Here is a 25,507-nt window from a genome sequence, read left to right as displayed (position 1 = left end):
ATAAAAAAGTTGGAGAATTAAAATTGATTTCAATAAAATTTACGCAACATAAAATAAATTGCGGTTGATTTTTTGGATTAGAAGTGCTATAGTGACTATAAAGATACAGATTTCATTGGAAGTGAGGTTGTATATGGGAAGCAAAAATAATAATGCTCTTTTTTATACATGCAGTTTGATTGAATTTATCGGAAGGACAGTAAAGAGGAAAAGGGAAGAAGTAACAGATTATCTGGGAAAAGAGCGAATCAAAAGAATTTACGAGTATGCGGATGTATTTCACTGTGAGCCGATCGAGAAAACAGCGGATGAATTTATAGAGGAAGCAGGGATTACAGGAGGCGATTTTGATAACGTGAAAATGTGTCATTACACTGTCCCCGATTATTGGGATATCGGGGAAGTGTACGAAAGATTGATTGAAGATGCCTATGAAGATTCAGAGCTGATGAAAGGACTATGGGAAGTCTATCATTCATGGATCGATGCACAAATTTCAGATTATAATACTGATTTTTATTATCAACCAAGAGATTATATAGCGGCATGCTATGAGGAAGGAGTGGTTTTGTAGATGAAACGAAAGGAGGACCGACTATGGGGGTAGGCGTAAAAGTGAAGGTCTGGGGAGACTATGCCCTTTTTTCGAGACCCGAAATGAAAGTAGAACGTTGCTCTTATGATGTTATGACACCGTCTGCAGCAAGAGGAATTCTGGAAGCAATCTACTGGCATCCTGGAATGCGGTGGGTAATTGATAAGATCCATGTGGTTAATCCTATTCAATTTACCAGCGTACGTCGTAATGAAGTAAAGAGTAAAATTTTAGCCAGCAGTGTTCTTCAGGCGTATAATGGATCGGATAAGCCTCTGTATATCAGCAGTAAAGCAGATATAGTTCAAAGAGCATCGCTGATTCTCCGGGATGTAGAGTATGTGATTGAAGCCCATTTTGAAATGACAGATCGGGCGAATGCATCCGATAATCCAGGTAAATTCAAAGATATAATTATGAGACGCTTGAAAAGAGGAGAGTGCTTTCATATGCCATATTTTGGATGCAGGGAATTCCCGGCGCATTTCTGCCTGTGCGGGGACGAAGAAATCAGGACTGCCTATGATACTGTAGAAGAGAAGGATCTGGGCTTTATGCTTTACGATATGGATTATTCAGATCTTAATCATATTGAGCCTATGTTTTTCAGAGCTGTTATGAAACGTGGTATTTTGGACTTAACAGACTGCGAGGTGGTACGATGATTTTGCAGGCACTGGTAAATTATTACGAAGACCTTCTGGAACAGGGCAAGGTAGACCAGGAGGGATGGTGCAAAGCAAAGGTTTCCTATGCAATAAATTTGTCGAAAGAAGGGAAAATTACGGGAATCCTTACTTTGAAGAAAGAGGAACCGAGAGGTAAAAAGACCGTTTTAGCACCAATTATGATCAAAGTACCGGAGATGGTCACACGGTCATCCGGCATTTCAGCAAATTTTTTATGCGATAATTCCAAGTATCTTTTGGGAATTGACGCCGAAGGAACGAATCAAAGAATAGAGGATTGTTTCGAAGCAGCTAAAGAACGTCATCTGTCCCTGCTTCAAGGCGTAGAAGGAGAGATGGCTGAGGCAGTACGGAGATTTTTTGAAACGTGGGATCCCAAAGAAGCCAAAAACTGTAACGAAGTTCAGGAAAGATGGGAAGATATTACAGATGGAGGGAATCTGATTTTCTGCATGGAAGCAATACGGCATGCGCAGGATGATCCAGCGATTGCAGAGGCCTGGGAACAGTCAAGAGAGAAATTGTCAAAGGATGTCGAAACAGGTGTCTGCCTTGTGACGGGAAAAAGATCAGGAATTTCCAGAATTCACAAGACGATCAAAGGAGTGCCGGGAGCTCAGTCCAGCGGAGCAGCGCTGGTTTCCTTTAATGCGCCGGCTTTTGAATCTTATGGTAAGGAACAAAGTTATAATGCCCCGGTTGGGAGATATGCTGAGTTCGCATACACGACGGCATTGAATTATCTTCTGAGCCAGAGGGAAGGTCGCTTTCAGCTTGGAGATTCTATGATTGTGTACTGGGCAGAAAGCGGGAAAAAACAGTATCAGGATGCATTTGCCTATCTTCTGGATCAAAAGCCAGAGAATCAGAATGAAATCAGAGACATTTTTAAAAATCTAAAAGAAAACAAGCAGGTAGATGTGGGAGGTATTCGGCTGAATCCGGAGCAGAAGTTTTATATTTTGGCCCTGGCACCTAATGCGGCGCGTTTGTCTGTAAGATTTTTCTATGAGAATACGTTCGGAACGATTTTAAGTCATCTTGCCGTGCATTATGAGAGAATGAATGTGGTAAAGCCATCCTGGGTAACTCATGGATATATGGGAATTCGGGATATGCTTGCTGAAACAGTGAATCAAAAATCAAAGGACAAGTCCCCGGTGCCGAATATGGCAGCAATGACGCTGCAGGCTATTTTAGCAGGGACAAAGTATCCGGCGAGTCTTTATACGGATGTTCTGATTCGGATCCGTGCCGAACAGGGCAATGTGACATGGGGAAGAGCAGGAATTATTAAGGCATATTTAATACTAAATTATTGTTGGAAGGAAGGAGAGAAGTATATGGGATTAAATGCAGAAAGCCAGGAAGTGGCATATCAGCTTGGACGTTTGTTTTCTGTACTGGAATCCATTCAGATGGATACCAATCAGGGAATTAAGTCCACAATCCGGGACAGATATTTTAATTCGGCATGTGCCACACCGGCATCAGTATTTCCGGTTCTGATTAAACTGAAAAACAGCCATATGAAAAAACTGGAACGTGAGAAAAGCAGCGCGAAAATCTATTACGAGAAATTGCTGACAGAAATTATGGGAAATATGACAGAATTCCCAAGGAGGCTTTCACTGGAAGAACAGGGAAAATTTATTTTAGGATATTACCATCAGGTACAAAAAAAATACGAGAAAAGAGAGGATAAGTAAATGGGAGAGACAATCAAAAACAGATATGAATTTGTAGTATTGTTTGATGTGGAAAATGGCAATCCAAATGGAGACCCAGATGCAGGGAATATGCCAAGAATCGATCCGGAGAGCGGTCTTGGCCTTGTAACTGATGTATGCCTGAAGCGCAAGATCAGAAATTATGTCGAGACTGTAAAAGAAGATGCGCCGGGATATCAGATTTATATCAAAGAAGATGTACCTTTAAACAGAAGTGACCGAAAAGCATGCGAAAGCCTTGGAATTGAAGAGACAGATGAAAAGAAGGTAACGGAAGCTTTGAAAAAATTAAAAAGAAGTGATCCGGATGCAGATGTAAAATTAAGAGATTATATGTGCCAGAATTTCTATGATATCCGTACCTTTGGAGCTGTCATGACGACTTTTGTGAAGGCTTCATTAAATTGTGGACAGGTAAGAGGACCGGTACAGCTTGGATTTGCGAGAAGCATCGATCCGGTTATCAGCCAGGAAGTAACGATTACAAGAGTTGCAATCACGACAGAGAAGGATGCAGAAAATAAAAGTACAGAAATGGGAAGAAAAAGTATTGTCCCTTATGGTTTGTACCGGGTAGAAGGATATGTGTCGGCCAATCTTGCCCGCAGAGTAACTGGATTTTCAGAAGAAGATCTGGAACTGTTGTGGGAAGCTATTATAAATATGTTTGAACTTGATCATTCTGCTGCAAGAGGCAAAATGTCTGTACGTGAGCTGATTGTTTTTAAACATAGTAAGGAACTGGGTGATTGTCCGGCATATAAGCTTTTTGATGCAGTAGAAGTAAAGAAAAAAGAAGATGTGGAGTATCCGAGAAAATACAACGATTACATTGTAGATATACATTATGATACAATTCCGGAATCAGTAGAAGTGAAAAGGATGATTTGATGGAATATGCAGAAGATGACTATCTGATGATTTCAGGTATTCAGCATTTTAAGTTTTGCAGAAGACAATGGGCCTTAATTCATATTGAACAGCAGTGGGAGGAAAATGCACATACAGTTACAGGGGAATTGATGCATAAAAAAGTGCATGATCCTTCCCTGAAAGAGAAACGAAAGGATATGATCATTGCAAGAGCGCTTCCAGTTGCATCGAGAAAGCTGGGAATCAGTGGAGAATGTGATTTGGTAGAGTTCCACAAAAGTGAAGAAGGGATACGACTGCATGGACATCGAGGAGTGTATACGGTATATCCTGTGGAGTACAAAAAAGGAAAACCAAAATTATCAGAAGAAGACAAACTGCAGCTTGCGGCGCAAACCATGTGTCTGGAAGAAATGTTTTGTACGGAAATTCCAGAAGGAGCTATCTTTTACGGGGAGACGAGAAGGCGTGAAACAGTGGCAATTACAGAAGATTTGCGAGATGAAGTGGTTCGCATGTTTCAGGAGATGCACGATTACTATAGGAGACAATACACACCAAAAGTCCGATACAGCAAAGCATGCAATGCCTGCTCTCTCAAAGAAATCTGTCTTCCGAAACTGGGTAAAACAGTTTCTGTAAAAGCGTATATAGAAAAGAGTTTGAAGGAGGAAGATCAATGAAAAAGTTGCTGAATACATTGTACGTTACTTCTGAAAACAGTTATCTGTCTCTGGATGGAGAAAACGTAGTTGTTCTGGAGGATAAAGAAGAAAAAGGCAGAGTACCGCTTCACAACCTGGAAGGAATCATTTCTTTCGGATACCGTGGGACAAGTCCCGCTTTAATGGGAGCATGTGCAGAGAAAAATATCTCCCTGTGTTACCTCACTCCGCAGGGTAAATTTTTGGCACGAGTTTCTGGACGTGTAAAAGGGAATGTGATCTTGCGAGAGCAACAATATGCCAGCGCAAAAAACGAACAAATCAGTCTTGAAATTGCAAAAAATTGTATCCTTGGAAAGATATATAATGCCAGATGGGTATTAGAAAGAGCAGTAAGAGATCATGCTCTACAGATTGATACAGATCATGTAAAAAAAGCATCCGCACTTTTAAAAGAGTCATTAAAAAATGTCCAGAACTGTCAATCAAAAGAACAATTAAGAGGTTATGAAGGAGAGGCGGCAAGTATTTATTTTAGTGTATTTGATCAGCTTATCCTGCAACAAAAAAAGGACTTCTATTTTCATGGAAGAAATAAAAGGCCGCCACTGGATAATACAAATGCGCTGTTGTCCTTTATATATACATTATTAACAAATAGTATCACTTCGGCTTTGGAAAGCGTGGGATTAGACCCGTATGTCGGATATCTGCATACGGAACGCCCAGGAAGAGCTTCTTTATCGTTAGATCTGATAGAAGAGCTTCGGGCAATTTTGGCAGATCGATTTGTTCTTACTTTAATCAACAGGAAGATTGTTAACAGCAAAGGGTTTTCAAAAAAGGAAAATGGCGCTGTTCTGATGAATGATGATCTTAGGAAAAAGGTAATAACAGAATGGCAGAATAAGAAGAAAGAAATCATTACACATCCATATTTGAAAGAAAAAATTGAATGGGGAATGGTTCCTTATGTACAGGCCATGCTTTTGGCAAGATATTTAAGAGGAGATTTAGATGGGTATCCGGTTTTCTTGTGGAAGTGAGGTGGAAGGATGCTTGTTTTAATAACTTATGATGTCAATACAGAAACTGCAGCAGGACAAAAAAGACTTAGAAAAGTGGCTAAGCAATGTACTAATTATGGAAGAAGAGTGCAGAATTCTGTGTTTGAATGTATATTGGATAATGCACAGTGCATCAAGTTAAAAGCAAGTTTATCAGAAATCATAGACGAAGAAGTTGATAGTCTGAGATTCTATTATTTAGGAAACAAATATCAGACGAAAGTTGAACATCTAGGCGTAGATAAAGGGATGGCGGTAGATCAAACTTTGATCTTGTAATTGAAGTGCGAATAACAAGCATACATAAATTAACTGGGAGGTTCGCACCTGAAAATGTGCACAAATATGAAAGAAGGGCTAAAAGGAAATTTAGAAAAAGAAAGACAAAAGATAATTACTATGTAATGTTTTTAGTGATTATTCCTAAAATATAAGAGAATATTTTGGAAATAATTGCTGTCGTTCCCCACGCGGGAACGTGGATTGAAATGGGCTGTAATACCGCCCGTCATCGTAGGTGATATTGGCGTCGTTCCCCACGCGGGAACGTGGATTGAAATTCGGTCCGGCAGCATCGAGGATCTGATCACATGCCGTCGTTCCCCACGCGGGAACGTGGATTGAAATGCCACGTTTTCTGATCGGATCTGGATGTATCAGGGTCGTTCCCCACGCGGGAACGTGGATTGAAATAAGGAACGTAAGCGATCCGGGAAAGTCATCCCGTCGTTCCCCACGCGGGAACGTGGATTGAAATTGCACCCCGGTTTTCGGGACAATGGCTATGGCGTCGTTCCCCACGCGGGAACGTGGATTGAAATCGTGGAGACGGATTCCTTCGGGGCAGCGGGTGTGGTCGTTCCCCACGCGGGAACGTGGATTGAAATTTATCTCCGGCAACCATAGCTTTAAAGGAACTCCGTCGTTCCCCACGCGGGAACGTGGATTGAAATTGATCTTGGTGGAAACTCCCAAAACCTCAGACGCAGTCGTTCCCCACGCGGGAACGTGGATTGAAATAGCGGCCATCCCGCGTATGTACCGAATGAAATTCGGGTCGTTCCCCACGCGGGAACGTGGATTGAAATAAACTGGATGAAATTATTCAGGAATTTCCGACCCCGTCGTTCCCCACGCGGGAACGTGGATTGAAATTTTAAAGAACCGTAGCAGATGGGAGCGCGGAGGCTGTCGTTCCCCACGCGGGAACGTGGATTGAAATATGTGGGAATATATCAGAAGTTACAAGTAGGTTATTGTCGTTCCCCACGCGGGAACGTGGATTGAAATAGCCGCCGGGGATGTTATTAAATTATCCCGGAAAAGGTCGTTCCCCACGCGGGAACGTGGATTGAAATTCTCCCAAATGGCGGCGTTTGATATAACCTAACGTCGTTCCCCACGCGGGAACGTGGATTGAAATTCCGATTGCATCATTCCAGTCCAACTCATGCCCTGGTCGTTCCCCACGCGGGAACGTGGATTGAAATCTGATGCTCAATGTGGCAGATTGGCTGACAGGATGGTCGTTCCCCACGCGGGAACGTGGATTGAAATCATTTCTGACATTGGCTTATTCAGCGCGCCTGCTGCCGTCGTTCCCCACGCGGGAACGTGGATTGAAATTGATCACTCTCCCATCATCTCTCCCCATCTTTTGTCGTTCCCCACGCGGGAACGTGGATTGAAATTTTCCTATATTTTAGGAGAACACTGGCTCCTTTTGTCGTTCCCCACGCGGGAACGTGGATTGAAATTTCTGAACCAAAAGAAGAAACAAAAAGCGAAAACAAGTCGTTCCCCACGCGGGAACGTGGATTGAAATATCGAAATGAAAAATGATGAGTACAAGTACCCAGTCGTTCCCCACGCGGGAACGTGGATTGAAATGATATATCCTTGAGCGTATGCATAATGGAAGCACTGTCGTTCCCCACGCGGGAACGTGGATTGAAATAGTTCGTTGCCTGCGGGCTGTTATATCTGCGTGAGTCGTTCCCCACGCGGGAACGTGGATTGAAATGAAAAAGAATTTGCCCAGATGCTTTCAGATGAGGGAGTCGTTCCCCACGCGGGAACGTGGATTGAAATATGTGCTTGCGGATAATATCCTTTATTGCGTTTGCCATGTCGTTCCCCACGCGGGAACGTGGATTGAAATAAATTATTTAATTTCTGTAAACCGCACACAAGGTCAGTCGTTCCCCACGCGGGAACGTGGATTGAAATGTGCTACAACAAACTGTACTGCGCTTTGGGAGTCGTCGTTCCCCACGCGGGAACGTGGATTGAAATTCGTTCCGTCCTGCATGATAACCACAGCATAAGCAGTCGTTCCCCACGCGGGAACGTGGATTGAAATAATCCAAGTACGCACATATCCATCAGAGCATTTGCGTCGTTCCCCACGCGGGAACGTGGATTGAAATCTTATCCTTGTAATCCTCAAACGCCACCTTTTCCGTCGTTCCCCACGCGGGAACGTGGATTGAAATTTTTTTTAGGAGGCCCGGTAACACTTGCGATTATGGTCGTTCCCCACGCGGGAACGTGGATTGAAATCTTATCCTTGTAATCCTCAAACGCCACCTTTTCCGTCGTTCCCCACGCGGGAACGTGGATTGAAATTCCGTACCAGTTCTGTTCCCCATTCATGATCCTTTCAGTCGTTCCCCACGCGGGAACGTGGATTGAAATGCTGTAACATGCGTTGCCGCAATAATTACTCCCATGTCGTTCCCCACGCGGGAACGTGGATTGAAATTCCACTCTGCACGAAACCACCTGTCATCAGGTATTGTCGTTCCCCACGCGGGAACGTGGATTGAAATCGGCAATCTGTCTGCATTTACCGCTTCGGAATTGGTCGTTCCCCACGCGGGAACGTGGATTGAAATTTCTTCCTCCTGATCCGCTGTCCCATTTGTCACGTCGTTCCCCACGCGGGAACGTGGATTGAAATAACTCAAATTTTAGTCCCATATGCAAATGATATCGTCGTTCCCCACGCGGGAACGTGGATTGAAATCTGCAATCCGCGGCACAAATCCAGTTCTACAAGGTCGTTCCCCACGCGGGAACGTGGATTGAAATACCTCCGTTCCAGTGTCTATTTAAGACACCCTTGTCGTTCCCCACGCGGGAACGTGGATTGAAATTTTGTGACTGTAACGGGTTTTCCGTCAATTTCCGTCGTTCCCCACGCGGGAACGTGGATTGAAATTTTGCCATCTGGTCTGCGAACTTGCTGTGTGTGCCGTCGTTCCCCACGCGGGAACGTGGATTGAAATATATGATTGTCCTCACGCAAGATCGTAAATATCCGTCGTTCCCCACGCGGGAACGTGGATTGAAATCCGGTATGCATTGCTTTCTTTCCCGCCAAGAGACGTCGTTCCCCACGCGGGAACGTGGATTGAAATCTTATTGTTGATAATTACAATTCCTTCAGTCCTAGTCGTTCCCCACGCGGGAACGTGGATTGAAATAGTATACCACGAAATAATGAATTTGTATTAAATAGTCGTTCCCCACGCGGGAACGTGGATTGAAATGCGGCATCTTCTGCCGCATCTGCGTATCCTTTTGCTGTCGTTCCCCACGCGGGAACGTGGATTGAAATACCCTTGTCATCCGAATATAGGTTTTTGTCAAAGTCGTTCCCCACGCGGGAACGTGGATTGAAATATCTGTTGATGATACAAACACTGGTAGTGCAATCCCTGTCGTTCCCCACGCGGGAACGTGGATTGAAATAAGGCTAAAATTTCCGATATCGTTGGTGTGCCAGTCGTTCCCCACGCGGGAACGTGGATTGAAATATTGATTATCAATGAGATTCGTTCCATCCTGGAAAACTGTCGTTCCCCACGCGGGAACGTGGATTGAAATTTTAATGTCGTATAGCCAAACATCCTCATTACTCGTCGTTCCCCACGCGGGAACGTGGATTGAAATTTGATCGGGTTTCGGTAATACCCGAAGTCCATCTGGTCGTTCCCCACGCGGGAACGTGGATTGAAATTACACTTTTGGATGAAGTGTATAAACTGGAATCCCTGTCGTTCCCCACGCGGGAACGTGGATTGAAATATGCGGATCATGGAAGACATCGTACGCCGGATCAAGTCGTTCCCCACGCGGGAACGTGGATTGAAATCCATACCGGCTGGATGCATTGATCGTCTGAAGTTGTCGTTCCCCACGCGGGAACGTGGATTGAAATCGTATGGCAAGTATTTGTAAGTTTTTTGTATACAGTCGTTCCCCACGCGGGAACGTGGATTGAAATTTTAATGTCGTATAGCCAAACATCCTCATTACTGTCGTTCCCCACGCGGGAACGTGGATTGAAATATCTTCGGCCTTAATCCGCTTGGACGCCAGCAGTCGTTCCCCACGCGGGAACGTGGATTGAAATATTCCGGCTACTGCACCAGCACCAAGTGCTGCCGTCGTCGTTCCCCACGCGGGAACGTGGATTGAAATCCATGCGTCCTGTCTTTTTATCCTGATTCAATGCCCGTCGTTCCCCACGCGGGAACGTGGATTGAAATACGAACTCCGGATCCAGATATGGATTGTCGAAAATGGTCGTTCCCCACGCGGGAACGTGGATTGAAATTCTGCAGCCTGGTCGATCTGATCTACAATCTCGGTCGTTCCCCACGCGGGAACGTGGATTGAAATAATGTCTCTGTGCCATCACGGATAACATGTACAGTCGTTCCCCACGCGGGAACGTGGATTGAAATGGTTAAAGATTGTGATGTCAGTGTTCGTCAACATGGTCGTTCCCCACGCGGGAACGTGGATTGAAATTTGTCCATCGGCATCCACTCCTATCTTGAATTTCGTCGTTCCCCACGCGGGAACGTGGATTGAAATTGCTTTTGTCGCTGTGATCGCTTTTGTGACAGAGGAGTCGTTCCCCACGCGGGAACGTGGATTGAAATGCCTTAACTGTGGTCACGCCGGAAATCTGTGCATGTCGTTCCCCACGCGGGAACGTGGATTGAAATCAAGGATCCGCAGTCGATTGATTTGCCAGTCAGCGTCGTTCCCCACGCGGGAACGTGGATTGAAATTAGCCACTTATCTGTCCAATTTCGCTCAGAAATGGTCGTTCCCCACGCGGGAACGTGGATTGAAATGCAACGATCGTGGGGATAGACTGAATGATTCCCAGTCGTTCCCCACGCGGGAACGTGGATTGAAATTTTGGCGCGGCACTTTTCCTTTACGGAATCCTGGGATGCGTCGTTCCCCACGCGGGAACGTGGATTGAAATTTACAGAATATGGTACAGAACTGAGTTATGGCGTCGTTCCCCACGCGGGAACGTGGATTGAAATTCCTGACCTCTGTCGCAATGTCACTCTGTCTCCTGGTCGTTCCCCACGCGGGAACGTGGATTGAAATCCCAGATCCGGAAGTCCATCTGAAACAGCTGCGGTCGTTCCCCACGCGGGAACGTGGATTGAAATATCCAGTATAGTGTCAAGAAAATATACTGGCGTTGTCGTTCCCCACGCGGGAACGTGGATTGAAATGCTCCTCAACTTCCTTGATCTGCTGGTCAATCAGCGTCGTTCCCCACGCGGGAACGTGGATTGAAATCGCCTCAATATCTGCGCCATTCCAGCCCATGATCGTCGTTCCCCACGCGGGAACGTGGATTGAAATATCCTGTAACAGTCTCTGTACCGTTCCCTGCGTTGTCGTTCCCCACGCGGGAACGTGGATTGAAATATCCTTAACGATACGATCTTCTACAGATTCTTTCGTCGTTCCCCACGCGGGAACGTGGATTGAAATTCTGTTGATCTCTTGTCATCGTCCATCCAATCTCCGTCGTTCCCCACGCGGGAACGTGGATTGAAATTTCCTATAGATTTTGTACTACTGTGGTAGTATAGTCGTTCCCCACGCGGGAACGTGGATTGAAATTTCTACTTCTTCCAAACTGCACAGCTGGCCAATATCGTCGTTCCCCACGCGGGAACGTGGATTGAAATATCCAAAAGTGTAGAATACTGTTTTCTCAGTGCGTCGTTCCCCACGCGGGAACGTGGATTGAAATTTTAATGTCGTATAGCCAAACATCCTCATTACGTCGTTCCCCACGCGGGAACGTGGATTGAAATTTACGACGTGCTACGGGTCTCTTCGTACCATGCCGTCGTTCCCCACGCGGGAACGTGGATTGAAATTTACGACGTGCTACGGGTCTCTTCGTACCATGCCGGTCGTTCCCCACGCGGGAACGTGGATTGAAATAAAAATCCGACTCGGAAAGGATATACCTTCAGTGTCGTTCCCCACGCGGGAACGTGGATTGAAATATACGGCCAGTCCGGATTGCTTCCCCGTACTTTGTGTCGTTCCCCACGCGGGAACGTGGATTGAAATGGAGTTTCGATTGATTATCTTATGACAGGAAAGGTCGTTCCCCACGCGGGAACGTGGATTGAAATCATCCACAGTGTCCCGGTATTTGCAGTAGTTGTCAGTCGTTCCCCACGCGGGAACGTGGATTGAAATCTACCTCCCCTGTGTAAAAGATAGGTTTCTTGACGTCGTTCCCCACGCGGGAACGTGGATTGAAATTGTTGATGTAGCCCTCAACACAACACCAGTCTAAGTCGTTCCCCACGCGGGAACGTGGATTGAAATTTCCAGAGTCATGGTTTCCGCTGCCGTCTTCTGAGTCGTTCCCCACGCGGGAACGTGGATTGAAATTTTGCTCTGGCCATGCCCGGGATCCCAAGTGTCACCGTCGTTCCCCACGCGGGAACGTGGATTGAAATCCTGCACAACGGAGATACTTGTTTCTGCAGCTTGGGTCGTTCCCCACGCGGGAACGTGGATTGAAATAATTCATCCGGCTCGTAAAATATCGGCCTACCATGTCGTTCCCCACGCGGGAACGTGGATTGAAATCAATGTTAGTATCTACAAGGAACTGCTTTTTCCCGTCGTTCCCCACGCGGGAACGTGGATTGAAATTTCCAGCTGGCTTCTTCCCAGTTCGGCAAACTCGTCGTTCCCCACGCGGGAACGTGGATTGAAATATGAATGACATGTTATTATCGTTTTACGATCTGTGTTGTTCCCTACGTGGGAACACGGATCAAAATCAAACGAACGATTTAAACGGTTTCATAGTATTGAACAGAGTGATTTGTATAGATAGAGAAATGTAATATAGATCACATATGATTTAAATATTAGCATATAGTATATGACTACCTAACTCTGTTTACGCTAGACAATATTTTATGAAAGTATTTTAAAAAGATAAAGAGAATTCTTTATTTGATTTTTAATATGCTATAATATAAATTAGGTATATATTTTTTATAGAATAATTTATGGAAAGAAAGGATAGATCTTAAATATTGCTGATGAACCAAAATAAAACCATAGATGAAGTACAATTTAGAAATGAACTTGACCAACAGCTGTATACCACCCTCAAAACCTACTTTGGTTATGACACATTTCGACCAGAACAGGAGACGGTCATCAGACAGATCCTTTCTGGAAGAGATGTATTTGCAGTCATGCCCACCGGAGCAGGGAAATCTCTTTGCTATCAGCTTCCTGCACTGATGCTTCCTGGAATTACAATTGTCGTTTCCCCTTTGATTTCCCTGATGATCGATCAGGTGAAGGCGTTGAATGAAGCTGGTGTACATGCGGCCTATATTAACAGTGCATTGACGGAAAACCAGATTGCAAAGGCGATGGAACTTGCAAAGACCGGACAGTATAAGATTATCTATGTGGCGCCGGAGCGTCTTGAGACGCCCCGGTTTTTGGATTTTGCCTGTCACGCGGAGATTTCCATGATTACGGTGGATGAAGCCCACTGTATCTCTCAGTGGGGTCAGGATTTCAGACCAAGCTATCTTCGAATTCTGTCTTTTGTACATATGCTTCCGGTCCGCCCGGTTGTTTCGGCATTTACAGCTACTGCAACCGAGCGGGTCAGAACTGACATCCGCGTTTCTTTGGAGCTGGAACATCCTTATGAGACGGTAACCGGATTCGACAGAGAAAATCTGTACTTTGAAGTACGGAGAACAAAGCAGAAAAAGGAGAGGATCCGCCGTTATCTGGAAGATCACATAGAAGAGAGCGGGATCATTTACTGTGCTACCAGAAAGGGCGTGGATGAATTATATCTGGAACTGGAGAACGCTGGATTTTCTGTCGGGCGTTATCATGCAGGAATGAGCACGGAGGCAAGAAGAATCAGTCAGGAGGACTTCATTTATGACCGGACAAAGGTAATGATTGCCACCAATGCGTTTGGGATGGGGATTGACAAATCCAATGTACGGTTTGTCCTTCACTTCAATATGCCCCAGAGTATGGAAAATTACTATCAGGAGGCCGGAAGAGCAGGACGTGACGGCGAACCGGCAGAATGTATTTTGTATTATTCGCCGCAGGATACGGTCATTAACCGATTCCTTCTGGAGAGTAAGGAACAGGACAGAGAATATACGGAAGAGGAACTGAGGACGATTCAGGCACAGGACATGGACCGCCTGCGAAAGATGGAGATGTACTGCACAACGACGAAATGTCTCAGGGCATATATTCTTCATTATTTTGGAGAAAAGGCAAAAGAGCAGTGCCGGAACTGTTCCAACTGTCAGGAAGAGTTTGAAGAAATGGATGCTTCCGAAGCGGCAGCCGATGTCATCCTATGTGTCAGGACATCCGGACAGAGGTTTGGAATGAACATGATCGCCGGGACTCTTCTGGGAGAAAACACGGCAAAAATACGTAATTACAGAATGGAAGAAAACCCTGCTTATGGAAAACAGAGTAAGCTTGGACAGACGAGGATCAAGGAAATTATCCGTACAATGGTGGAGCGAGGATATCTGAGACAGACGGAGGATAAGTATGCCATCCTCCATCTGACGGGAACTTCTGGAGAATTGATGGAGCAAAATACTCCTTTTATCATCGCATATAAAAAAGAAGAAGAGAAAAAGCGGGACAGTAAAAAATCTGTTCTCGTGATGGATTTGTCGGAAAAGGGGAAAGAGTTGTTTGAATCACTGCGGGAACTTCGCGCAGAACTTGCAAGAAGACGGTCGATACCTCCATATATGGTGGCTTCGGATAAAACGCTTCGTGATCTGTGCGTACGCATGCCGTTTACAAAAGAAGAACTTCTGAAAGTAAATGGCATGGGTGAACGGAAAGCAGAGCAGTACGGAGAAGCCATTTTACAAAAAATTCAAAGCGTAACCGGAGGGCAGCGGGATACAGCAGAAAATCAAAATTCAGGTCCGGAAGATGAAATTCCATTGACGGAAAGGCGGGGAAAAGGGCGAAAAGAAGACTTTCGGCTGACGAAAGAGATTCTTTTTGGCATTCAGTATACGCCAAGAATGACATTAAGCGAATTTGTTTCGCAGGTGAATGAATTAAGAGATGAAAAACAGATGAAACGTTTGACAAATAAATGGCTTACAGAAAGACTTCTGGAAGAAGGCTGTCTGAAACAACAGTTTTATAACGGATATGCCAGAACAGTATTGACAGAAAAAGGAAGAAAGGCCGGAATTGAGCCGGAAGAACGGATCAGTGAAAAAGGGAATCCGTATGAGATCTTTTTCTATACTGAAAAAGCGCAGAGATATCTGGTGGAATTGATGAAAGGAGGAGGAAAGGACTTTTGTCAGAAAAAGAATATGTAAGAAAACAAAAAGAAGACAGGCCGGTTGTTGCGATCTGTTATGACTTTGACAAGACATTGTCGCCGGATGATATGCAGGCGCAGGGATATATCCAATCGGTTGGTTATGATATTCCGGAATTCTGGAAAAAATCCAATATCCTTGCTGCGGAAAATGAGATGGATCAGAATCTCGCATATATGTATCTGATGAAACAGGAGGCGGAAGGGAAAGTGCTTTTCACCCGCAGGAAGCTGGCAGAATACGGTGCCAATGTAAAGCTGTTCCCGGGTGTAGAACAATGGTTTGAGCGCATCCGCAAGTACGGGAAAGAACAGGGTGTGATTGTGGAACACTATATTATTTCTTCCGGACTTAAAGAAATGATTGAAGGCACTTCCGTTGCCAGGTAAGGAGCATTTGAAAAAATATATGCAAGTTCCTTTTACTTTAATGATCATGACGTAGCGGTCTGGCCTGCCCAGGTGATCAATTATACAAGTAAAACACAGTTTTTGTTCCGAATTGAGAAAGGAGTGCTGGACATTAACGATCCGGCAGTGAATGAATCTTTTTCACCGGAAGAAATCCGTGTACCATTCAGAAACATTGTTTATATCGGAGATAGTGATACGGATATTCCATGCATGAAACTGGTTACGACATACGGCGGGCACTCGATCGGTGTGTATGACGCACAGACAGAGGATAAAGCCAAAGTATATAAAATGATGCGTGACGGAAGGATTCGATATTTCGCTCCGGCGGATTACACAGAAAATTCAGAGCTGGATCGTCTTGTAAAATCCATTATCGACCGGACAGCAGCCAACGAATCTCTGGAAGCACTTCATTACCAGTGTAAATGCTCATGTGTCATAAAGAAACACACAAGAGATTGATAGACAGCAGCCTACTATTCCGTAAATTTTGTTTCAGGACTTTCTTTTTCAATGCCGATATGCTATAATATTTCTATTCCAAGTAAGGAGTTAAAAATATGCGGCAAGGTATTCTTAATTAACTATAATCAAATAGTGGGAACAAAGAATTGTAACCGTCCCTTGCAAGGGGCTTAGTTTTTTGTACCCTTTTTAAGAATACTTTTGCCTTATATATTTGACATATCAAAAGAGCGACCGCTGCTTGCAGTGCGTTGTATGTATGTGTATGTCTATTCGCTATATCCCCAGCGGTAAAAGTATTTTGCTGCTGGGGATTTTTATGCCCTTTGGGGGCTGAATGGAGGACAAACACATGAAAATAATCAATATCGGCATTCTTGCTCATGTAGACGCAGGAAAAACGACTTTGACAGAAAGCCTGCTCTATACCAGCGGAGCCGTTCCGGAATTAGGGAGTGTAGATAAGGGAACAACGCGGACAGACACCATGCTGTTGGAACGCCAGCGTGGGATTACCATTCAAACGGCCGTCACTTCTTTCGGCTGGAAGAATTATAAGATCAATATTGTCGATACCCCCGGCCATATGGACTTTTTGGCGGAAGTATATCGCTCACTTGCTGTTCTTGACGGAGCAATTTTAGTAGTTTCCGCAAAGGACGGCGTGCAGGCACAAACACGGGTACTGTTCCATGCGCTCCAGAAAATGAAAATCCCAACGATTATTTTTGTAAATAAGATAGACCAGGAGGGCATTGACTTACAGAGCGTTTATCAAAATATCAGAGAAAAACTTTCTGATGATGTCATGGTTATGCAAGATGTTTCGCTCACTCCGGAAGTGTCTCTGACAGACATTGAGGATATAGAAAAATGGGATTCTATTATTGCTGGAAATGATGAACTTTTGGAAAAATATATTGCGGGGGAACCTTTGAAAATACAAGATTTACAGAGGGAGAAATGCAGAAGAATGCAAAACGGTTCCCTGTTTCCTATTTATCATGGGAGTGCAAAGAACAATATCGGAACTGAAAAGCTGATTGAAGTGATTGCAGAAACATTTACTTCTGGTGCGGACAACGATCAATCCGAGCTATGCGGAAGCGTTTTTAAAATCGAGTACACAGACCAGAAAAAGCGGCTCGTTTATTTGCGGTTATACAGCGGGACACTTCATTTACGGGATACGATTCTCCTGCCCCAAAATCAAAAACTAAAAATCACAGAAATGAGGATTCCGTCAAACGGAGAGATTATACCGGCGGACACAGCCTGTTGCGGAGAAATTGTTATTTTGACCAATGACACTCTGAAGCTGAATGATACTCTCGGAAATGTAGAACTTTTGCCGCGCAAGGCATGGGAAAAAAATCCGATTCCTTTGCTTCGGACGACGGTGGAGCCGCAAAATCAGGAACAAAGAGACCTCCTGCTGAATGCCCTGACGGAAATTGCAGATACAGATCCGCTGTTGCATTACTATGTGGATACGATAACGCATGAAATCATCATTTCTTTTTTAGGAAAAGTCCAGTTAGAGGTTGTATGCTCTCTGTTAGTAGAGCGATACCATGTGAACATAAATGTGAAAGAACCTACGGTCATTTATCTGGAAAGGCCATTAAAAACAGCCAGTTACACGATTCATATTGAAGTGCCGCCGAATCCGTTTTGGGCATCCATTGGCTTAACTGTAACGCCACTTCCTGCCGGAAGTGGAACCCGGTTTAAAAGCAAAGTATCTCTCGGCTATTTAAACCAAAGTTTTCAAAATGCCGTTATGGAAGGGGTGCGTTATGGAATGGAGCAAGGCTTATACGGTTGGGAAGTGACAGATTGTGAAATTTGTTTTGACTATGGAGTTTATTACAGTCCAGTTAGTACCCCCGCAGATTTTCGTTCCCTTGCTCCTATCGTGTTAGAACAGGCATTGAAAAGAGCAGGAACACAATTATTGGAACCATACCTTTCCTTTACCCTTTTTGCACCGCAGGAATATATTTCACGGGCTTATAATGACGCACCGAAGTATTGTGCAGTGATTGAATCAACCTTGCTTAAAAATGATGAAGTTATTTTTACGGGAGAAATCCCCGCCCGCTGCATCGGCGAATATAGGAATGATTTAAATTTTTATACAAATGGGAGAAGCGTCTGCCTTACCGAATTAAAAGGGTACCAAGAAATTTCCGGGGAGCCTGTATTGCAGCCACGCCGTCCTAACAGCCGTTTAGATAAGGTTCGGCATATGTTTCAGAAAATAACGTAATATTTTGTGCGTTATCACGGATAAAAATCTTTGAATATAAGGAGAGTCTATGTTAGTTTTGTTTTCAAGTCGGTTTTGTGTAAACTTATATTGAGCAAACGGCCTTTATTTATAACCCGACTAATTTTGTATGCTAATGTCGAGCATATCTTTCTAAATTGTGATATTCTTATTCGGAAGGAGGGGCAATGTGTTAAAGAAATTGAATGACGCGATGGACTATATTGAAGCGCACCTGGAGGACGAGTTTTTACTTGAGAAGATTTCTGAGCATATAAATGTTTCAGATTATCATTTTAGAAAAATATTTTTTGCGCTTACCAATATGACGCTGAATGAGTATGTAAAAAACAGACGACTTTCAGAAGCTAACAAAGAATTGTTGCAGGGGGCGCAGGTAACAGATGTCGCTTATCAATATGGGTATCAATCCGTAGACGGATTTACACGTGCCTTTAAAAAATGGAGCGGTATCTTACCGTCACAAGTCGCAAAGTTGAAACAATGTAAATCATGCCAAAAGTTACAATTTGTTGTAACTATGAAGGGAGGAACTTTAATGGAATATAAAATTGTTGAAAAACCTGCTTTTACGTTTGCAGGTGTAAGTAAACGAGTGCCGTTACAATATGAGGGAGTAAACAACGCTATTTTGGAACTGGCACAAAGCATAACACAGGAACAGAAAGAAGAAATGCACCGGTTGCAAAACATTGAGCCATATGAAACTGTAAATGTTTCCTATGAATCAGATACGAACTTTCTTGAAGAAGCTGGTGAATTAACGCATTTAATTGGAGTTTTAACAACTAAAAATGACATTAGCAGTAATCTGGACACATTTCCTGTTAAAGCTCATACGTGGGCAGTTTTTCCAAATGAAGGAATCTTCCCGTTTACTTTGCAGGATACAATGGCAAGAATCTACTCCGAATGGTTTATGACGGCAGATTATGAACTGGCAGAGCCGTTTTCTTTCTCTTTTACAAAAATGGACGACAAAAAGCCCAACTACGCATACAGTGAAATTTGGATTCCAGTAACAAAAAAAGAATAAGCAATTACACTCAAATAGGAAAGCCAGCCGAGCCAGCGGGCAGTCAAGATAAACGGCGCATATGCGCCGCTGTTGACAGCCCCGCCCGCCTTTGCTGGTAGGCAATCAAGGGGCGACAGCAAGGGGTGCTGCCGCCCTCTGATATTATAAATGAAACCCGTCAACCATACAACGCCCTATGTGGGAGAAAGGGGGAATCATCTATGCCTTGCACAGAAGCATACAAAGAACACATCATGTACACGTTCAATGGCTTTGCAAGACCGTCATACACTATGCGGCTATCAACGCATGGCGTGACAGGAGCAGACGGCGGCAAAAAGAAATATCCCTTGAATACCTCACAGAAGAAAAGTTTTACCCTTTAGGCACAACAGACGAATATTTTGAAGCACCCCATGAAGAACACCCTATAACGATATGCGGTCAGGCAGTTATCCTCACCAATGGAAAACTTGCCGCCGTCCTGTTATCCCTGCCACAGAAAAACCGGGAAATCATTTTCCCTTATTTTTTCAAAAATGGGCTTACAATGGGTGAAAAATTCGAAAACCAAAGTATGATGAGGCAGGTATTGAAATGAAAGTTGTTTCTATATTAAATAAAAATAATGATTACCAGAGATTTGAAGTATTGAAGCATAATCGAAATAAAAGATATAAATATAATCAATTTATTGTTGAAGGCGTAAGAAGTTTAAATGAAGCGGTTAAAAATAACTGGAAGATTATTTCTTTTATTTATGACAAGAATAATCTGTCAGGCTGGGCAAAACATATGATAGAAACAGTAAAAACAGAAGTCAATTATACTCTTACGGCACAGTTGCTAAAGGAATTAAGTGGAAAAGAAGAAACTTCTGAATTATTGGCTATTATTGAAATGAGGGAAGACAGGTTAGAAAATGTTGCGTTATCTTCCAATCCATTTATTGTGTTATTTGACAGGCCCTCTAATAAAGGAAATTTAGGTACGATGATACGTTCATGTGATGCGTTGGGAGTAGATATGTTGATAATTACTGGACATGCGGTTGATTTGTATGAGCCTGATGTAATTGTTTCGGCGATGGGTTCTTTTTTCAATCTTCCGGTGATTCGAATCATTCACAATGAGGATTTATATAAATTCGTTGAAAGCCTTAGAATAAAATACCCTGGCTTTAAGATCATAGGCACAACAGCCCACCACGAAAAGCCTATCTATCATGAGGACTTGAAAACCCCGGTTATGTTAATGATGGGAAATGAAACCATGGGATTAAATAAGGCATTTAAGGAATATTGTGATGTTTTATGTACGATTCCTATGGCTGAAGATTCCTATGCCAGTTCTTTCAATGTCAGTTGTGCTGCATCTATAATGATGTATGAAATAGTAAGACAACGAATGAATTAGACAGCATAACCCTTTTGAGAGTGAGCCAGAGAAAAGGGAGGAGCAGGCGTTCTACCTCAAAAGTCTGCAAATAAAAAAAGAATAAGCAATTACACTCAAATGGCAAAGCCAGCCGAGCCAGTCAACAGTCAAGATGAACGGCGCATATGCGCCGCCGTTGACAGCCCCGCCCGCCTTTGCAGATAGGCAATCAAGGGGCGACAGCAAGGAGTGCTGCCGCCCCGCACTATTATTCAGAGAGGGGGAATTTCCATGACCGAAGATGAAGCCTACAAAGTGCATATCCAGTACACATTCAATGCCTTTTGCAAGATTGTCATTCGTCACGCAGCCATAGATATAATCTTAAAGCTGCGCCGGAGGTGGGAACGGGAAGTTTCTCTTGACTATCTGATGAATGAGAAGTTTGTCCAGCTTGCCGAACCGGAGCAGCTTGAAGAATATCTTTTTACCGCCTGCGGCCAGACCGCCGTTCTGTACCATGCGGAACTTGCCGCCGCCCTTGCCCTCTTGCCGGAGCAGACACAGGAAGAGATTTTCCGTTACTATTTCCTGCGCCAGCCGCAGCGAGTGATCGGCGTACATATTGGCCGGACACGCAGCACAGCGGGGCGGCATATCCAGCTTGCCTTGCAGCGGCTACGGCGGCTCATGGAGGGAAAAGACCATGAGTAAACTTCTCCCCTATGAAACAATCGTCAAAGCCCATGAGGGCGACCCGGACGCAATCGACACCGTCCTTTCCCACTATGCCGGATATATCCGCTACTTTTCCAAAGTACACGGTCAGGTTAACGCCGAGGTTGAGGAATATGTGAAGCAGCAGCTAATCTCCGCACTATTCAAGTTTCGCTTTGACCGATAAGCCCCAAAACTGAATACCAGCCGCCCACCAGCGGCCAGTGAAAGCAGTAAGTCTGAAAAAGATTTGCTGCTTTTTTTGTTGTCCATTTGGCAAAATCGCAAAGTCACCCGTAGTAGGTAGGTGAAGCCAGAAAAAGCTGCCTGCTCCGTTTGGCAAATTTCAAAACGCAGTGTTGTAGGGAGTGAAAGGAAAAATTCTCTGCCCCGTAGGTTGCCAAAATCCTGTTTCCCGGATTACTAAGGCAAAAGAAAATTTGAAAAATCCCCGGACAGCGGGTAGCTGGCGGCCTTTTGAATGTATCTTTGGCGAAAGAAAAAAAAGACCGCGCACAGCGGGCTGAAAGCCCCGCCCCGTTCGCTCTATGTACGGAAAAGCCCGGACAGGGGCAGTCTGCGGCTTACTAAGAGCAAGTTTCTACCACGGTGCCAAAATCCGCAATTCTGCGGTTTTGCCCCTCGCGGGAAACTTGTTGGGGAGTGCCTTCCCCAAACCCTGCTATACGCCCTTACGGGCGAAAAAGCTGAAAACAGTTTTTGTTATTTTCCAAAAAGTTGCCCAATGGGAGGTATAGAGGGATTTTTCTGCCGAAATGCAAAAAAAAGTTTTTGTAATTTCCCGAAAAGTTAAGCAATGGGAGGAGTGAGAGGAAATTTTCTCCGCCCAAAATCCGAAAAAAGTCAGCAATAAGAATAGTGAGAGGAGGTTTTCAGCCTATGCGAAAGAAATACAACACGCCCCACCGCAGCCGCGTTGTGAAAACCCGGCTGTCCGAAGATGAATACGCCGACTTCACAGCGCGGCTTGCGCCCTATGGTATCAGCCAGTCGGAATTTCTCCGGCAGGCGATACGGCGCACGACCATACGCCCCGTTGTCCATGTATCGGCGGTCAATGATGAACTGCTCTCCGCTGTCGGGAAGCTGGCCGCCGAGTACGGCAGGATCGGCGGCAACCTCAATCAGATTGCCCGGTATCTGAACGAGTACGGCTCACCCTACAATGCGCTGTCCGGCGAGGTACGCGCCGCCATAGCCGACCTTGCCGCCCTCAAGTATGAAGTCCTCAAGAAAGTAGGTGACGCAGTTGGCAACACTCAAGCATATCAACTCTAAAAACGCCGACTACGGAGCCGCCGAACAATATCTTCTCTTTGAGCATGACGAGTTTACCATGAAGCCCGTCCTTGATGAAACCGGCAGGCTTATCCCCCGCGAGGACTACCGGCTGTCAACGCTGAACTGCGGCGGGGAGGATTTTGCCGTTGCCTGTATGCGGGCAAATCTCCGCTATGGGAAGAACCAGAGGCGGGAAGATGTGAAAAGCCACCACTATATCATCAGCTTTGACCCACGGGACGGGCCGGACAACGGCTTGACCGTAGACCGGGCGCAGGCATTGGGCGAGAAGTTTTGCGCCGAGCATTTCCCCGGCCACCAAGCCCTTGTATGCACCCACCCGGACGGCCACAACCACAGCGGCAATATCCATGTGCATATCGTCATTAACAGCCTGCGGATAGAGGAAGTACCGTTCCTGCCCTACATGGACAGGCCAGCCGACACGAAAGCCGGCTGCAAGCACCGCTGTACCGACGCTGCCTTGCGCTACTTCAAATCCGAAGTCATGGAGATGTGCCACCGGGAGGGGCTTTACCAAATCGACCTCTTGAACGGCAGCAAGAACCGCGTGACCGACCGGGAGTATTGGGCGCAGAAAAAGGGACAGGCTGCGCTGGACAAGCAGAACGCCCCCATGATTGCAGGCGGTATCACGCCCCGGCAGACCAAGTTTGAAACGAACAAGGAGAAGCTGCGGCAGACCATACGGAAAGCCCTTGCCACCGCCGCCAGCTTTGACGAATTTTCCTCTCTGCTGCTGCGGGAGGGCGTGACCGTCAAGGAGAGCCGGGGGCGGCTGTCCTATCTCACGCCGGACAGGACAAAGCCCATTACCGCCCGGAAGCTGGGCGACGACTTTGACCGCACCGCTGTCCTTTCCGTTTTGGAGCAGAACGCCGCCAGAGCCACAGAAAAGGCCGCAGCCATACTCGAATACCCCCGGCATGGGAACACAAAAGCCCCACAAACCGCCCCGAAGCAGGACGGTGTGCAGCGGCTTGTGGACATTGAGCAGAAAATGGCCGAGGGCAAAGGCCGGGGCTATGAACGCTGGGCGACCATGCACAACCTCAAACAAATGGCCGCGACGCTGAATGTGTATCAGGAATACGGCTTTACTTCCCCGGAGCAGTTAGAAGCCGCCGTTGATACCGCCTATCAGGAAATGCGCCAGACCAGCGGCGAACTGAAAGCACTGGAAACGAAGCTACAAGGGAAAAAGGAGTTGCAGCAACAGGTACTTGCCTATGCCAAGACCAAGCCCACCCGCGACGGGCTGAAAGCGCAGAAATCCGAGAAAGCCCGCGCCGCCTACCGGCAGGCAAACGAGAGCGATTTTATCATAGCCGAAGCCGCCGCCCGGTATTTCAAGGCGCATGGCATCACCAAGCTGCCCGCCCGGAAAGCGTTGCAGGCCGAGATCGAGCAGCTTATCTCCGAGAAAGACGGCCTGTATAACACCTACCACGAACAGAAACAGCGGTTCAAGGAGTTGCAGACCGTCAAGCGGAACATCGACCAGATTTTGCGCCGGGAGGAACCCCACCGCAGAAAGGAGCAGAGCCATGAGCGATAACCTGCCCCGCATGGACTACCGCCAGCACCGGCGGGCGCGGCGGCTGGTACATGAGTGCTGTAACTACGACGAGGGAAACTGCCTGCTGTTAGACGACGGGGAGCCTTGCGTGTGCGTCCAAAGCATTTCCCTTTCCCTCATGTGCCGCTGGTTCCGTGTGGCTGTCCTGCCCCTTGACGGGGAACTGGCCGCAGCCCTCTTGTACCGGGGGAGCCGGAAACGGTGTGAGGTCTGCGGGGCGGCATTTGTCCCCAAATCCAACCGGGGAAAATACTGCCCCGACTGCGCCGGACGCATGAAGAAACTCAAAGCCGCCGAGAGAAAGCGGAAACAAAGGCAGAAATGTCACGCTTTAGAGCCTTTCAAACCCGCATGAATCAAGGTTTTTTTCGTGAGTGTCAAAGGGTACGCGATACATTTATCCTTTTCCCCCGGAAACGCCGTTCTAAGGCGTGACAAAACACCACAATCAACCCGAACACAGGGAGGTGATACTATCGCTGATTATATCATGGCAGACACGCCGCTGCCTATCTATCTGCCCTACCCCCGTTTCCTGCTGAAAATGGAGATTTCCCAGACCGCCAAGCTGCTGTATTCGCTGCTGTTAGACCGTTCCACACTCTCCCAGAAGAACAAGTGGCAGGACGACGAGGGCAGGATATATATTATCTATCCAATCGCGGAGATAGCCGAAATACTGGATAAGGGCAGCACCACCATAAAGGGGGCGCTTAATGAACTGGACATGGCGGGGCTGCTGGAACGGGAACGGGGCGGCTTCTCCGCACCGAACCGGCTTTATGTCAAAGTGCCGCGAGTGTCACAGGTACAGTTTTCCGACCAACTGATGGCCGGAAATCCGACCCTCATAGAGCCGGAAAACCGTCCTACTGATGGTCAGAAAACCGACCTTATGATGGTCGGAAAACCGTCCCCTAACCAAACTACTATAAACAACCTTACAGAGAGCCAAACAAAGGGAGTGAGTGG

19 protein-coding genes, 1 pseudogene and 1 CRISPR repeat array are annotated in these 25,507 nt (G+C 45.7%); all 20 genes and pseudogenes read left to right on the top strand.

The window, feature by feature from the left end:
* Window positions 1–133 precede the first annotated feature (133 nt).
* The gene (locus B5E64_RS11040; RefSeq protein ID WP_087168565.1) at window positions 134–574 is read left to right on the top strand and encodes a hypothetical protein; all 441 of its coding nucleotides are present in this window, start codon (window positions 134–136) and stop codon (window positions 572–574) included.
* 23 nt (window positions 575–597) lie between these two features.
* Window positions 598–1,260 carry a type I-C CRISPR-associated protein Cas5c gene (cas5c, locus tag B5E64_RS11035; RefSeq protein ID WP_087168564.1) on the top strand — a complete coding sequence of 221 codons (663 nt, stop codon included), beginning with the start codon at window positions 598–600 and terminating at the stop codon, window positions 1,258–1,260.
* Complete coding sequence (gene cas8c, locus B5E64_RS11030; RefSeq protein WP_087168563.1) at window positions 1,257–2,993, top strand: type I-C CRISPR-associated protein Cas8c/Csd1; 1,737 nt, start codon at window positions 1,257–1,259, stop codon at window positions 2,991–2,993. Before cas5c ends, cas8c begins: the two co-directional genes overlap by 4 nt.
* Window positions 2,994–3,905 carry a type I-C CRISPR-associated protein Cas7/Csd2 gene (gene cas7c / locus B5E64_RS11025; protein WP_087168562.1) on the top strand — a complete coding sequence of 304 codons (912 nt, stop codon included), beginning with the start codon at window positions 2,994–2,996 and terminating at the stop codon, window positions 3,903–3,905.
* Window positions 3,905–4,570, top strand: a complete 666-nt coding sequence (gene cas4 / locus B5E64_RS11020; protein WP_087168561.1) for a CRISPR-associated protein Cas4 — start codon at window positions 3,905–3,907, stop codon at window positions 4,568–4,570. Before cas7c ends, cas4 begins: the two co-directional genes overlap by 1 nt.
* Window positions 4,567–5,598: a type I-C CRISPR-associated endonuclease Cas1c gene (gene cas1c / locus B5E64_RS11015; protein ID WP_087168560.1), complete on the top strand. Its 1,032-nt coding sequence runs from the start codon at window positions 4,567–4,569 to the stop codon at window positions 5,596–5,598. The genes cas4 and cas1c overlap by 4 nt, the downstream gene beginning before the upstream one ends.
* A 9-nt stretch (window positions 5,599–5,607) precedes the next feature.
* A complete protein-coding gene (cas2, locus tag B5E64_RS11010) occupies window positions 5,608–5,898 on the top strand; it encodes a CRISPR-associated endonuclease Cas2 (protein WP_087168559.1) in 291 nt (96 codons plus the stop codon).
* Window positions 5,899–6,077: 179 nt separating this feature from the next.
* Window positions 6,078–12,758: direct repeats of the CRISPR family, unit length 32 nt; unit sequence GTCGTTCCCCACGCGGGAACGTGGATTGAAAT.
* Window positions 12,759–13,025: 267 nt separating this feature from the next.
* Window positions 13,026–15,344: a DNA helicase RecQ gene (recQ, locus tag B5E64_RS11005; RefSeq protein WP_087168627.1), complete on the top strand. Its 2,319-nt coding sequence runs from the start codon at window positions 13,026–13,028 to the stop codon at window positions 15,342–15,344.
* Window positions 15,323–15,736: a haloacid dehalogenase-like hydrolase gene (locus B5E64_RS18425; RefSeq protein ID WP_242960153.1), complete on the top strand. Its 414-nt coding sequence runs from the start codon at window positions 15,323–15,325 to the stop codon at window positions 15,734–15,736. The genes recQ and B5E64_RS18425 overlap by 22 nt, the downstream gene beginning before the upstream one ends.
* 72 nt (window positions 15,737–15,808) lie before the next feature.
* Complete coding sequence (locus B5E64_RS18420; RefSeq protein WP_242960151.1) at window positions 15,809–16,225, top strand: HAD family hydrolase; 417 nt, start codon at window positions 15,809–15,811, stop codon at window positions 16,223–16,225.
* 355 nt (window positions 16,226–16,580) lie between these two features.
* On the top strand, window positions 16,581–18,500 hold the full coding sequence (gene tet / locus B5E64_RS10995) for a TetM/TetW/TetO/TetS family tetracycline resistance ribosomal protection protein (protein WP_070087585.1): 1,920 nt from the start codon (window positions 16,581–16,583) through the stop codon (window positions 18,498–18,500).
* A gap of 190 nt (window positions 18,501–18,690) precedes the next feature.
* A complete protein-coding gene (locus tag B5E64_RS10990; RefSeq protein WP_070087584.1) occupies window positions 18,691–19,557 on the top strand; it encodes an AraC family transcriptional regulator in 867 nt (288 codons plus the stop codon).
* Window positions 19,558–19,760: 203 nt separating this feature from the next.
* Window positions 19,761–20,074 (top strand): annotated as a pseudogene (locus tag B5E64_RS10980) (sigma-70 family RNA polymerase sigma factor); the annotation flags it as partial.
* A 62-nt stretch (window positions 20,075–20,136) separates the two neighbouring features.
* The gene (locus B5E64_RS10975; protein ID WP_070087583.1) at window positions 20,137–20,955 is read left to right on the top strand and encodes a TrmH family RNA methyltransferase; all 819 of its coding nucleotides are present in this window, start codon (window positions 20,137–20,139) and stop codon (window positions 20,953–20,955) included.
* Between the two features lie 252 nt (window positions 20,956–21,207).
* On the top strand, window positions 21,208–21,630 hold the full coding sequence (locus tag B5E64_RS10965; protein WP_070087582.1) for a sigma-70 family RNA polymerase sigma factor: 423 nt from the start codon (window positions 21,208–21,210) through the stop codon (window positions 21,628–21,630).
* A complete protein-coding gene (locus tag B5E64_RS10960) occupies window positions 21,623–21,820 on the top strand; it encodes a helix-turn-helix domain-containing protein (RefSeq protein ID WP_070087581.1) in 198 nt (65 codons plus the stop codon). The genes B5E64_RS10965 and B5E64_RS10960 overlap by 8 nt, the downstream gene beginning before the upstream one ends.
* A 713-nt stretch (window positions 21,821–22,533) precedes the next feature.
* Window positions 22,534–22,932 carry a plasmid mobilization relaxosome protein MobC gene (gene mobC / locus B5E64_RS10955; RefSeq protein ID WP_070087580.1) on the top strand — a complete coding sequence of 133 codons (399 nt, stop codon included), beginning with the start codon at window positions 22,534–22,536 and terminating at the stop codon, window positions 22,930–22,932.
* Window positions 22,904–24,514 carry a relaxase/mobilization nuclease domain-containing protein gene (locus tag B5E64_RS10950; protein WP_070087579.1) on the top strand — a complete coding sequence of 537 codons (1,611 nt, stop codon included), beginning with the start codon at window positions 22,904–22,906 and terminating at the stop codon, window positions 24,512–24,514. Before mobC ends, B5E64_RS10950 begins: the two co-directional genes overlap by 29 nt.
* Window positions 24,504–24,890 (top strand): cysteine-rich VLP domain-containing protein, encoded by a 387-nt coding sequence (locus B5E64_RS10945; RefSeq protein ID WP_070087578.1) that lies wholly within the window; start codon window positions 24,504–24,506, stop codon window positions 24,888–24,890. The genes B5E64_RS10950 and B5E64_RS10945 overlap by 11 nt, the downstream gene beginning before the upstream one ends.
* Before the next feature lie 135 nt (window positions 24,891–25,025).
* Window positions 25,026–25,507: replication initiator protein A (locus B5E64_RS10940; RefSeq protein ID WP_242960150.1), on the top strand; the 482-nt coding region annotated here is incomplete at its 3' end.

Origin of the sequence: Drancourtella sp. An12, from assembly GCF_002160935.1 — a bacterium.
In the GTDB taxonomy this organism is placed as follows: Bacteria; Bacillota; Clostridia; order Lachnospirales; family Lachnospiraceae; genus Sellimonas; species Sellimonas catena.
This window is presented reverse-complemented; position numbering and strand designations above follow the sequence as displayed.